An 11,839-nucleotide genomic window follows, 5' to 3' on the forward strand; every position below is an offset into this window, starting at 1 on the left:
CATGACACCTCTGACGGTTCGAGGCGGGCTACAGGCCCTGGGACTGGCCGCCCTTGGTTTTCGGGTCGACGGTGGAGCCGGTGCGCTCGGACTCGCCCAGTCCTTGTGTGGATTGGCCGGTCTGGGCGGCGGCCTCTGGGACCTTGCTGCCAGCGGGGGCCATCGCCGGGTCGTGTCCCGGAGCCAGCGACGTCTTGACCTCCGCGATGGACGGCAAGTGCCGGTCCCCGCCGGTGAGGGCGTTGGCCTCGTTGACGATCGCGTGGGTCTCCTTGGGGTTCGCGCCCTTCGGTGCGTCCGTCATGCCGCGGAGGTTGTTGTACATCAGCGCCGCACCCACAGCGAGCTCACGGCCCTTCTGGGCGACCGCGGACACGGCCTCCTTGCCCCACCGGCTGGCGGCGCGCGCGGCGTTTCCGATGCTCTGCCGCAGCTGCGGGCTGGCGGCGACCACCGCGGCCGCGCCGAGGCCCGCGGTCACTGCCGCGTTGCCCGGGTTCGCGGCGATCTGGTCGGCGTACTGCGCACCCCACGCGCCGACCGCATGGGCTGCCGCCGTGACCCCGTCCGCGGCGCTGTGCCAGGTCTCGACCGCCCAGCCGGACACGGCCGAGCTCATGTCGCCGATCCGGTCGCCGGCCCATTGCAGGGCCTCACCGCCGGCCTGCACTGTGGAGTTCCAGGCGTTCTGAGCGCCGTCCACGGCCGAGTTCCAGACGTTGCCGGCGCCTTCGGCGATGTCGCCGGCGGTCTCCTGGACCTGGTCGACGCTCGCGTTGTACGCGTCGGAAGCCGCCTGGCCGACGTCGCGACCGACCTCGGCCGCTCCCCGACCGAACTCAGCGGCCCCATGGCCGACGGCCTGCCCCGCGGCTACCGCAGCGTCGCCGGTCGCCCCGAGCACCTGCTGGCCGGGCTCCGTCGCGGCTCCGACGGCACCGACGGCTGCCCACGGCGCGATGCGCTTGGCGCGCTCCGGCAGTGACCGCCGCCGAAGCTCCTGGTTCCGGGCCTGTGCCTGCATCTGGATCTCGACGAGCCGAGTGACCCGCTCGGCAATCAGCTGCTCCTGCGTGCTGAGGGTGCCTGAGCCGGTGGCCGGTGTGCCTTCCGAAGGTGTGCTGGTCACGGTCGCTCCTAGTCGAGATAGACGGTGTAGTTGATCCCGACGGTCGGGGACAACGGGTCCACGGTCGGCCGGTCGCTGTAGAGAAAGATGTTGGCGCCCGGCCGCGGCCAGATCGACAGGTGCCGCCGGTCGAAGCCCGCACCCGGCCAGAACTCGTCCTCGAAGTTCGGGTTCCGGTAGTCGCTGGCCCAGATCGGCGGACCCCAGAGCTTCACGCCCAGGGCGAAGGCATCCGGCCAGTGCGCGTCGAGACCGGCCTCGGCGGCCGGGATGTCCTCGGGCTGCAGGTCGGACGCCGACCAGCCGCTGTCCTGGACGTCGGCGAAGACCAGACCGGGGAACACGATCATGGTCGTGCCCCGCGATGTCTCGAAGCCCCATGACTGGACGTTGTCGTAGCTCGTGCCCGGCTCGTCCTGCCACGGCTTCCAGCCGGTCGCGGCGCTGACCCGCTGCACCAGGGCCTTGACGACCTCGTACCCGGTCTCACCGGTGTCGGGGCCGGCGATCTTCGCCCAGTCCTCCACCTCTGCGAGATCGGCCATCGCACGGGCGTCCGCGTCGAGCGGCCTGTCCTTGATTTTCATGCGGGGTGCATCCCCTTCGTCCTTGCTGCCTGTGGTCGAAACCCTAGAACCCGTCTGGGTCATTTCGGCGCCGTTGCCGGGCACAACAGAACGACCGGACAGAGCCGGTCCCGGCCCAGACCGGAACGCCTGAGCGGGGCCGGAAGCGGCCTACTTGCTGTGTCCGCCGGTGTCCTTGCCGGCCGAAAGACCCGGCGCGCCACCGGTCGTCCGACGTTCGCCGGTGTCGGCGGTTCGTGCCTGTCCCGGCGCCACCTGCGGCGGCAGGCCGGCCCGGAACTGCTGGCTCAGATCGTTGCTGACACTCGGTGCGGCCGCCTGCGCGCCGCCGCGCGAGATGCTCAGCACGACGTCGGGGGAAAGGGTCGGCGGCCGGTCGCCCTGGTTCGCGAGCGCGTCCCGGCCGGACTCCCGGCCCCTCCGGCGTTCCTGGACCTCGGGTGATGCTGTCGTCACGACCCCTCCTCGTTGAGGTAGACCACATAGTTGATGCCGACCGACACGGACAGAGGCTTCAGAGTCGGCTTGTTGCTGTACAGATGGATCTCCGCGCCCGGCGGCGTCCAGACGGCCAGGTGCCGGCGTCCGCTGCCCGCGCCGGGTGCCCAGTCGTCGTCGAATCCGATCTTGCTGTCTACTCCGACGTACGAAGGCTGTCCCCAGTGCCGGCAGGCGAGGTTGAATTTCGCCGGCCAGTGCTCGTCCAGCCCCGCCGCCGCCGCGTCGACGTCCCAGGCCTCGATCGCGAACGCGACCCAGCCGCTGAACGGGCTGTGCGGCAGCACCTGGTCGTCGTACACGGCGAGCTCGGTCTTCCGGCGGGTCAGGAAGCCCCAGCCGTCGAGCTGGTCGTCGATCACCGTCCGGCGGCTGATCGGCCACGGCTTCCAGTTCGTCGCGGACTTGACCCGGCGGATCAGGCGCCGGACCGGAACCGGTCCGGTCGCGCCCGACTGCGGGCCACTCAGGCGTCGCCAGTCGCGGACCTCGGCGATGTCGGCCATCGCGCGGTCGTCGTCGTCCAGCGGCCGGTCAAGTGTCTTCATCCCTGCGGTAGTCCCTGTCGTCGCGGTACGTGTCGAAACTAAGTCCTCGGAGGGGTCAGGCGGACGTCCTGCTCGTGGACAGCAGAAGAACAGCCGCCCCGGGAAGCTTCCCAGGGCGGCTGTCGGGTAGGTCAACCGTCGTTCGGTATCGGTTCGGTCAAGCGGCCAGTACCGGTCCGGTGCCTGTTCGGTGCAGGTTTCAGTGCATGGCCGCGGCGGCCGACGACTCCACCGAGTCGTCGCCCTCGGCCTTCGGGCCGTCCTCGCGTCCGGCCAGCCGCTGCTCCGGCGTGATCACCGCGATGATCAGCGCGATGGCCAGGAACGGCAGCGAGACCAGGAACACGTCGCCCATGGCGTCGACCAGACCGTGCAGCGCCCAGCCCTTCATCGGCTCCTTCAGCTGGTGCAGCGCCTCGACGCTGTTGGCCGCCTTGGCCAGCCCGTCGACCATCTGTTGCGTGGCGTGCGGGACGATGTCGGCCAGGTGGTCCTTCAGCCGGCTGGTCAGTACGGCGCCGTACACCGCGGTGCCGATCGCGCCGCCCATCGAGCGGAAGAAGGTCATCGTCGAGGTCGCGCTGCCCATGTGCTGCCGGGGCACGCTGTTCTGCGCGGCGGTGACCGTGATCTGCATCGACAGCCCCAGGCCGGAGCCCATCACGAACATGTAGATCGCCAGCTGCCAGTACGGCGTGTTCATGCTCAGCGTGGACAGCAGCAGCATCGCGCCGCTGACCAGGACCGCGGAGACGATCGGGTAGATCTTGTACCGGCCGGTCTTGCTCATCAGCTGTCCGCTCGGGATCGAGGCGGAGAAGATACCGACGATCATCGGCAGCAGCGCCAGGCCGGACCGGGTCGGGGACATGTCCTTGACGGCCTGCAGGTACAGCGGCAGGAAGATCAGCGCGCCGAACATCGCGAAACCGAGCAGGAAGGCGTATCCGGCGTACCCGGAGAAGATCCGGCCCTTGAACAGGTCCATCGGGATGATCGGCTCGGCCACCCGCAGTTCGATGACGACGAACGCGACCGCCAGCACGACGGAGCCGGCCAGCAGCGCGATCGTGGTGCCGTTGCCCCAGCCGTTGCTCGGGCCGCTCCACGAGACCGCCAGCAGCAGCGAGGTGACCGCCGCGGCGACCGTGCTGGCCCCGAGGTAGTCGATCTTGTGCGAGCGCTTCACGTGCGGGAGCTTCAGCACGGCGGCGACGACGCCCAGGGCGACCAGGCCGATCGGCAGGTTGATCCAGAAGATCCAGCGCCAGCCCGGACCGTCGGTGAGCAGACCGCCGAGCAGCGGGCCGGCCACCGAGGACAGACCGAAGACGGCACCGAAGTACCCCATGTACTTGCCGCGCTCACGCGGCGGGATCACGTCGCCGATGGTGGCGAACGCCAGTGACATCAGACCGCCGGCGCCCAGACCCTGGACGGCCCGGAAGCCGATCAGCATCTCGATGTTCTGCGCGAGCGCGGACAGCACCGAGCCGGCGAGGAACGTGACGATCGCCGCGATGAACAGCGGGCGGCGGCCGTAGAGGTCGGAGATCTTGCCCCACAGCGGGGTGGAGGCGGTCGAGGTCAGCAGGTACGCCGTGACGACCCAGGACAGCTTGTCCAGGCTGTTGAACTCGCTGACGATCTGCGGCAGTGCCGTACCCACGATGCTCTGGTCGAGAGCAGCGAGGAACATGCCGGCCATCAGCCCGCCGAGGATGACCATGATCTGCTTGTGGGACAGGTAGTTGGGACCACCGTCGGTCGGTGAAGCAGCGCCGCCGGCGGTGGCGGGCTCTGTGGTGCTCATCTGGTGCTCTCCAGGTTGTTGTCGGTGTTCGCACGGGCGGCAGGGTCACCGTCGGCCGTGGAGTTGTCGGTACTGCGCTCTGCCGGGGCGGTGGGGCGGCGCAGTCGCGGGGCGACCGCGGCCCAGCCCTTGTCGGCCCAGGCGGCGCTGCTGGGGGCTTCGGTCAGGGCGGCGACGCCGTCCGCGAAGCGGGTCATCAGCCGCTCGAAGGTCTGTACTTCGTCGTCGGACCAGCCCTCCATCGCGGCGCTGAGCAGCTCCATCCGGCGGCGGGCGTTGTCCTCCCACTGCTCGACGCCCTGCTCGGTCAGCTCGACCCGGAAGGCGCGGCCGTCGTCCGGGTCGGGGGAGCGTCGGACCAGGCCGAGCTGCTCCAGGGACCGGACGTGCCGGCTCGCGGTGGAGGCGTCGAGCTCCAGCCGCGCGGCGAGATCGGACAGTCGCAGTGCGCCGTTGCACCGCAGGGCGAACAGCACGACATGCGCGCTGTGGTCGATCGTGTCGCCGGGCTGCTTGGCCCTCAGCCGGCGCCCGATCCGCGTGAACGCGTGCATCACACCCTCGATCGGGGTCTGTGGAGCGTACGCGTCGTTTACTTGCATGCTGCAAGCATATACATGCTTGCGTGATGCATGCAAATGAATTTCCAAGGTGTCCAAGTGAGCCGCCACTTATTTGCTCTTGGTCGCCGGATCGTCACTCTTCGCAGTGGAGGAGAATCTGCCCCAGGTATTCGACGGCGGAGAGGTGCGATTCGTGACGCGAGTTGCGGTGGTGACCGGCGGCGGTTCGGGGCTCGGGCGGGAGATGGCGCTCGCGCTGGCGGCGGCCGGGTTCCGGGTGTGGGTGACCGGGCGGACCGAGGAGAAGCTGAAGGAGACGGCCGCGCTCGGTGGCGGGCAGGTCGAGTACGTCGTGCTGGACGTGGTTGACGGGGACGCGGTACGGCGCTTCTTCGGGGGACTCGAGCGCGTCGACGTACTCGTGAACAACGCGGGCACCGGGGCGCCGGCCGCGGCGGTGCAGGACGTGCGTGAGGAGGACTGGCGGCGGGTCGTGGACACCAATCTGACCGGGTCGTTCCTGTGCGCGCAGGCGGCGTACGACGTGATGCTGCGGCAGGACCCGAAGGGCGGGCGGATCATCAACAACGGGTCGATCTCCGCGCACGTACCGCGGCCGCAGGGGATCGCCTACACCGCGAGCAAGCATGCCGTCACCGGCCTGACGAAGAGCCTCGAGTTGGAGGGGCGCGCACACGGCATCACCGCCTGCCAGATCGACATCGGCAACGCCGCGACCGCGATGACGGCCCGGATGGAGCAGGGCGTGCTCCAGCCGGACGGTTCGATCGCGGCCGAGCCGACGTTCGACCCGAAGATCGTCGCCGACTTCGTGGTGCGGATCGCGGAGCTCCCGACGTCGGTCGCCGTGCCGACCCTGACCGTGATGGCGGCCGGCATGCCGTACGTCGGCCGCGGCTGACCCGGATCAGACGGGCCACTGCTCCTTCAGTCGCGCCATGATCCGGGCAGTCGTTTCACCCAGGAAGCGAAGCCCGGCCAGCTCCAGGTCGCTTCCGGCGTACTGCTCGGGCAGTACCGGCTCGCCGGCTGTCCAGGTGTGCCGGATGCGTTGGGTAGCAGTGATGTCGACCAGTGGGTCCCCGTCGACCAGCAGGAGGTCAGCGCGAGCGCCGACTGCCAGGCGGCCGCGGTCGGTCAGCCTGAAGACCTCAGCGGGTGCATTGGTGGCGGCCACGAGCGCCTCGGCCGGACTGAGTCCAGCAGTGACTAGATGAACCAGCTCCCGATGTAGCGACGCTCCGAACACCAGACCGGGGTTAGGCGCGTCCGTCCCAGCCAGCACACGTACTCCGGCCTTCTGCAACGCCAGCGTGTTGACGCGGGCAGTAGTACTGTCCGGCGGCTCCGGTGGCATCCAGCGACGGGACTGGTCGACCAGCAGTTGCCGCCAGCGCGCCGACATGCGTGCCACCAGCTCTGGTTCGTCCAGCAACGGCAGCTGCCCGGACGGACCGTTGAACCCGTCCCCGACAACGCCCAGCGTCGCGATGACAGCTACATCTGCCAGGGCCTCGATGTCCGCGGGAGACAGGAGGTCCGACGGGACGTGTGCGAGTACGTCGACGCCGCATTCGACGACCGTCACCGCAGCAGCTGCCGTCGACACATGCGCTACCACCGTGAGCCCGTGCGCATGCGCCTCGTCGGTCAGCGCCTGCACAGTGTGTGCGTCCAGCGTCGGCAGGTCGAGCATCAGACCGGAGCCGTCGTCGTAGATCAGCTTGAGGTGGTCGGCGCCCTCGGCGATCCGGTCCGCGACGAACCGCTTCGCGTCCTCCGGCCCCGTCACGTAAGGGAACGGTGGAAACGCGATCGTCGGGTGCCCGCCCGGAGCGGTCGCGCCGATGCCTGACGTGAAGAACGCCGAGCGCGGCATCTCCTGCGCCATCACCTCCGGCATGCTGAACATGTCGAGTTGCGTGGTCACGCCGTACGTCGCCGCGAGCTGAGTACTGCCCGGCGCCAGGTGGACGTGCGAGTCGATCAGACCGGGGAGCAGCGTCGCGCCCGAGGCATCGACGCGGACGTCGTCCGGCTGCGCGATCCGCGGGCCGCCGATCGACACGATGCGACCGTTCGCGACCCGCAGGCAGTCCGCGGGCAGCGTCGTACCCCGGTCGATCAGTCGGGTGTTCAGGATCGTGAGTGCCATGTCGCGGACGCTAAAGGGTGACGTAACGTCATACTCCAACCCGATTTCCGGAGGTGTCGTGGAGCGCACGGTCAGCGAGCTGGCGCGGCTCGCCGGTGTCTCGGTGCGGACCTTGCGGCACTACGACGCCATCGGCCTGCTCCCACCCGGCCGTGTCGCCGCGAACGGCTACCGGTACTACGGCCGGCCCGAGCTCCTCCGCCTGCAACGGATCCTCCTGCTCCGCGAACTCGGCGTACCGCTGCCGTCGATCGCGCGGATCCTGGACGAGCAGGACGACGAGATCGCCGCGCTGCACGGGCATCGCGAGCAGTTGGTGCGGGAGCGTCGCCGCCTGGACGACATGCTCGGTGCGGTCGATCGGACGATCGCCGCGTTGTCCGGGGACGAGGCGGTGCCCGACGCGGAGTTCTTCACCGGATTGACCGCGGCGCGGTCGCGGCTGCGGGACGAGCTGGCCGAGAGGTTCGGGGAATGCGCCGCGGACGGCTTCGAGAAGGCGGTGCGGGAGACGGACGGCTGGACCCGGGAGGACTACGAACGGCTGGGCGACGAGGGCCGGCGGTTGTTGCTGCGGATGGCCTCTGCGAGGAATCGCGGTGTGCAGCCGGACTCGAGCGAGGCGCTGGAGCTGATCGGGCAGCACTACCAGGGGGTCCTGGAGCTCTGGCCGGCGACACCGGAGTCGTACTACGCGCTCGGGGATCTGATCGTCGAGAACGCCGACCAGCGGGCGATCATCGAGCTGGTGGACGGCGAACTGGTCGAATGGCTGGCGGCCGGAGTGCGCGCGTACGCCGTACAGCGGCTCGGATATGTCCAAAACGACAGGAAAACTGTCCGCGAGGGCGTCTAGTGTCGGGCAGGTGAGTGAGCAGCGGGAGTCTCTGGTCCACGTCCGCGACCTGCGCAAGTCGTACGGCGACTTCGAGGCGGTCCGCGGGATCGACCTGGACGTCTGGCGCGGCGAGGCGTTCGGCTTCCTCGGGCCGAACGGCGCGGGCAAGTCGTCGACGATGCGGATGATCGGCGCGGTCTCACCGATCAGCGGCGGCACGCTGCGGATCCTCGGCCTGGACCCGGCGACCGACGGCCCGGCGATCCGGGCCCGGCTCGGCGTCTGCCCGCAGGACGACACCCTCGACACCGAGCTCACCGTCCGGGAGAACCTGACGATCTACGGCCGGTACTTCGGTCTCAGCCGGGCCGAGTGCCGCACGCGCGCGGACGAGCTGCTCGAGTTCGTCGCGCTCACCGAGAAGGCGAAGGTCAAGGTCGACGAGCTGTCCGGCGGGATGAAGCGCCGGCTGACGATCGCGCGCTCGCTGGTCAGCAAGCCGGACCTGCTGCTGCTCGACGAGCCGACCACCGGCCTCGACCCGCAGGCGCGGCATCTGCTGTGGGACAAGCTGTTCCGGCTCAAACAGGCCGGCGTCACGTTGATCATCACCACCCACTACATGGACGAGGCCGAGCAGCTGTGCGACCGCCTCGTGGTGATGGACGGCGGGCAGATCGCGGCCGAGGGGTCACCGGCCGCCCTGATCCGCGACTACTCGACGCGTGAGGTGACCGAGCTGCGGTTCGGGCCGGACGTGATGCTCGCCGACCACGACGCGCTGGCCGGCAAGGTCGAGGATCTTGCCCAGCGCATCGAAGTACTGCCGGACCGGCTGCTGCTCTACACCGACGACGGTGAGCGTGCGGTCGCCGCAGTGCACGAGCGCGGCCTGGAGCCGGCCGCCGTTCTGGTACGCCGCTCCACGTTGGAGGACGTGTTCTTGCGCCTCACCGGCCGGACGTTGGTGGACTGACATGGCGCTTGCCGTGGAGAACGGTCGCCGGATGTTCGACTACTGGCTGACCGTCTACAAGCGGACCTGGAAGGGCACGATGATCAGCAGCTTCCTGCTGCCGATGCTCTACCTGGCCGCGATGGGGATCGGGCTCGGCTCGTTCGTGGACAGCAACGGGACCGGCGCGCTCGGCGGCGTCAGCTACCTGCAGTTCATCGCGCCGGGGCTGCTCGCCTCGACCGCGCTGCAGATCGCGGTCGGCGAGGCGACGTACCCGGTGATGAGCGGACTGAAGTGGCAGAAGTTCTACCACTCGATGATCGCGACACCGCTACGGCCGGCGGACGTGGTGTACGGGCAGCTCGGGTTCATCGCCTTCCGGGTGCTGAGCTCGTGCACGGTGTTCCTGGTGATCATCGCGCTGTTCGGCGGGCTGAAGTCGCCGCTCGGTGTGCTCGGGTTGCCGGTGTCGCTGCTGGTCGGGATGGCGGTCGCCAGTCCGATCGCGGCGTACGCGACCACGCTGGAGAACGACTCCGGTTTCGCGATGGTGTTCCGCTTCGGCGTCGTACCGGCGTTCCTGTTCTCCGGGGCGTTCTTCCCGGTGTCGCAGCTGCCGAACTGGATCGAGTGGCTCGCGTACGTGAGCCCGCTGTGGCACGCGGTCGACCTGTCCCGCAGCCTGAGCCTCGGCACGGTGAACCCGTGGCTCGCGCTCGGCAACCTGGTCTACCTGCTGGCGTGGTTCCTCGTCGGCACCTGGCTCGCCGTCCGCGGCTTCACGAAAAGGCTGATCGGCTGATGGCGACGATTGCAGCACGTGTCCTTCCGGTCCCGGTGCGGCTCGGTGGGGGCCGGCATCTCGTCGAGCGGAACTTCCTGCTCTACCGCCGCTCGTGGGTGGTGTTCCTGTCCGGGTTCTTCGAGCCGGTGTTCTACCTGCTCTCGATCGGTGTCGGCGTCGCCCAGCTGGTCGGCTCGTTCACCTTGTCCGACGGTACGACGATCGCGTACGCCGCGTTCGTCGCGCCGGCGATGCTCGCCAGCTCCGCGATGAACGGCGCGATCTTCGACTCGACGTACAACATCTTCTTCCGGATGAAGTACGCCAAGCTGTACGACTCGATCCTCGCGACGCCGCTGCGGCCGTGGGACGTGGCGACCGGCGAGGTCACCTGGGCGCTGCTGCGCGGGGCGATCTACTCGGCGATGTTCATCGTGGTGATGCTGATCATGGGGCTGATCACGTCGTGGTGGGCATTGCTCGCGCTGCCGGCCTCGGTGCTGATCGGGTTCGCGTTCGCGGGCGCCGGGATGGCGCTGACCACGTTCATGCGCAGCTGGCAGGACTTCGAGTTCGTGCAGCTGGCGATCATGCCGATGTTCCTGTTCTCGGCGACGTTCTACCCGGTCGAGACCTACCCCGGCGCGATCCGCTGGCTGGTCGAGATCACGCCGCTCTACCAGGGCGTCGTCCTCGAGCGCGCCTTCAGCACCGGCAACGTCAGCTGGTCCCTCGTGGTCAACGCGCTCTACCTGGCCGCGATGGGCACCTTCGGCATGTACGTCGCCTCCCGCCGCCTGGGCAAGCTGCTGCTGAAGTAGCGGGTTGGTGATCCAGCCGCAACATGACCGATGGAACGGCGCCCCGGACGACCGCGTCAGTCCGGGTATGAATCTGATCGGTGCTTGGCGCCGCCGGCAACGACATCGAGAGCAGCTGTACGGCCCGAAGGTCCTGCTGCCCGGTGGGCCGGAGCAGTGGATCGAGGACTCGCTGGACTGGCTGATCGACCGGTTCGGGGCCGCACCGCTGCGCCGCCCGCCGGTGCTGCCGAGCGGCTTCGTGCCCGCCGGGTACGACGGCTCGGAGCGCGCCGCCCGCGAACTCTGCCTGAAGGTCTGCGCCTGGATGGAGGTGCCGGACGACCGGATCCGGTTCAGCTTCCGGATGGAGGAGGTCCGCGCCGCCGCCCGCAGCGCGGCCGTGCACCGGCTGAACGCCGAGCAGTCCCACGACCTGCTCGCGATTTCGGGGCTCCGGGCAACGATGACGCCGGCCGATGTCGGCGCGCTGGCCGCCGCGGGCCATGCCGCCGAGATCGCGGTGCTGGCCGAGCGCGAGCACGCGGCCGAGCTGAAACGCAGTACGGCGATCCTCCAGGAAACCGATCCGGTCCACCGCGCCGAGTTTTGTGCGCACGCCGAGGCGACCTGGTCGGCGCCGGCCGGAAGCGGTTCGCGTGCCGCGTGGCTGGACCTGCGGACCGGTGGCCACCAGGGCACCGCGGTGATGTTGTCGGCGAGCACGCCGGCCGACCCGGCGGCGGTGGTTGCCGCTGTCGCCCACGAGCTCGGGCACGAGGTGCTGTGGGGTTATCACCTGATCGACCGGACCCGGCCGGACGCCGAGGCGCTGACCGATCTGTTCGCGGTGTTCCACGGGTTCGGGATCTTCCTGGCCAACCAGGCGGTCGAGCGGGTGCCCGGGCGGCGTTCGGAGCTGCAGACGCTGGGCTATCTTGGGGAGCGCGGCGCCTCGGACGCGTTGGCGGCGTACTGCTTCCGGCGGCATCTGCTGTGGCCGGAGACGATGCTGCCGGTGATGCCCACCGAGCTCGACCGGGCCGTCCGGATCCGCACCTTCGCCCGGCTCGCGTCGCTGGTGAAGGACGCCGAGATCGCGTCGATCCAGGAGGGCGCACCGCTGACCTGATGTCAACCTGTGG

At 69.4% G+C, this 11,839-nt stretch carries 13 protein-coding genes; 6 read left to right on the top strand and 7 right to left on the bottom strand.

From position 1 onward, the window contains the following. Positions 1–28 precede the first annotated feature (28 nt). The 6 genes from BJY22_RS13795 to BJY22_RS13820 all read right to left on the bottom strand — a co-directional run bounded on the left by BJY22_RS13795 (position 29) and on the right by BJY22_RS13820 (position 5,177). Positions 29–1,129, bottom strand: a complete 1,101-nt coding sequence (locus BJY22_RS13795; RefSeq protein WP_167206830.1) for a hypothetical protein — start codon at positions 1,127–1,129, stop codon at positions 29–31. Between the two features lie 8 nt (positions 1,130–1,137). Further along, entirely contained in the window at positions 1,138–1,716 is a 579-nt protein-coding gene (locus BJY22_RS13800; RefSeq protein ID WP_167206832.1) for a hypothetical protein, read from the bottom strand. A 150-nt stretch (positions 1,717–1,866) separates the two neighbouring features. Next, complete coding sequence (locus BJY22_RS13805) at positions 1,867–2,172, bottom strand: hypothetical protein (RefSeq protein WP_167206834.1); 306 nt, start codon at positions 2,170–2,172, stop codon at positions 1,867–1,869. Beyond that, a complete protein-coding gene (locus tag BJY22_RS13810; RefSeq protein WP_167206836.1) occupies positions 2,169–2,762 on the bottom strand; it encodes a hypothetical protein in 594 nt (197 codons plus the stop codon). The genes BJY22_RS13805 and BJY22_RS13810 overlap by 4 nt, the downstream gene beginning before the upstream one ends. A gap of 199 nt (positions 2,763–2,961) precedes the next feature. Beyond that, complete coding sequence (locus BJY22_RS13815; protein WP_167206838.1) at positions 2,962–4,575, bottom strand: MDR family MFS transporter; 1,614 nt, start codon at positions 4,573–4,575, stop codon at positions 2,962–2,964. Next, the gene (locus BJY22_RS13820; RefSeq protein ID WP_167206840.1) at positions 4,572–5,177 is read right to left on the bottom strand and encodes a MarR family winged helix-turn-helix transcriptional regulator; all 606 of its coding nucleotides are present in this window, start codon (positions 5,175–5,177) and stop codon (positions 4,572–4,574) included. Before BJY22_RS13820 ends, BJY22_RS13815 begins: the two co-directional genes overlap by 4 nt. Before the next feature lie 154 nt (positions 5,178–5,331). Between BJY22_RS13820 and BJY22_RS13825 the strand changes: the two genes are divergently transcribed. Beyond that, the gene (locus BJY22_RS13825; RefSeq protein ID WP_167206842.1) at positions 5,332–6,060 is read left to right on the top strand and encodes an SDR family NAD(P)-dependent oxidoreductase; all 729 of its coding nucleotides are present in this window, start codon (positions 5,332–5,334) and stop codon (positions 6,058–6,060) included. 6 nt (positions 6,061–6,066) lie between these two features. Here the strand turns inward: BJY22_RS13825 and BJY22_RS13830 are convergent, their stop codons facing one another. Further along, positions 6,067–7,314: an amidohydrolase family protein gene (locus BJY22_RS13830; RefSeq protein WP_167206844.1), complete on the bottom strand. Its 1,248-nt coding sequence runs from the start codon at positions 7,312–7,314 to the stop codon at positions 6,067–6,069. A gap of 58 nt (positions 7,315–7,372) precedes the next feature. On the opposite strand from BJY22_RS13830, the gene BJY22_RS13835 reads away from it, so the two are divergent. The 5 genes from BJY22_RS13835 to BJY22_RS13855 all read left to right on the top strand — a co-directional run bounded on the left by BJY22_RS13835 (position 7,373) and on the right by BJY22_RS13855 (position 11,826). Continuing rightward, positions 7,373–8,170, top strand: coding sequence for a MerR family transcriptional regulator (locus tag BJY22_RS13835; protein WP_167206846.1), 798 nt, complete (start codon positions 7,373–7,375; stop codon positions 8,168–8,170). Positions 8,171–8,180: 10 nt separating this feature from the next. Beyond that, a complete protein-coding gene (locus tag BJY22_RS13840) occupies positions 8,181–9,128 on the top strand; it encodes an ABC transporter ATP-binding protein (RefSeq protein WP_337758641.1) in 948 nt (315 codons plus the stop codon). Between the two features lies 1 nt (position 9,129). Beyond that, positions 9,130–9,912 (top strand): ABC transporter permease, encoded by a 783-nt coding sequence (locus tag BJY22_RS13845; protein WP_167206850.1) that lies wholly within the window; start codon positions 9,130–9,132, stop codon positions 9,910–9,912. Continuing rightward, the gene (locus BJY22_RS13850) at positions 9,912–10,715 is read left to right on the top strand and encodes an ABC transporter permease (protein ID WP_167206852.1); all 804 of its coding nucleotides are present in this window, start codon (positions 9,912–9,914) and stop codon (positions 10,713–10,715) included. The genes BJY22_RS13845 and BJY22_RS13850 overlap by 1 nt, the downstream gene beginning before the upstream one ends. A gap of 67 nt (positions 10,716–10,782) precedes the next feature. Beyond that, entirely contained in the window at positions 10,783–11,826 is a 1,044-nt protein-coding gene (locus BJY22_RS13855; protein ID WP_167206854.1) for a hypothetical protein, read from the top strand. The last annotated feature ends 13 nt before the right edge of the window (positions 11,827–11,839 follow it).

Origin of the sequence: Kribbella shirazensis (genome assembly GCF_011761605.1) — a bacterium.
In the GTDB taxonomy this organism is placed as follows: domain Bacteria; phylum Actinomycetota; class Actinomycetes; order Propionibacteriales; family Kribbellaceae; genus Kribbella; species Kribbella shirazensis.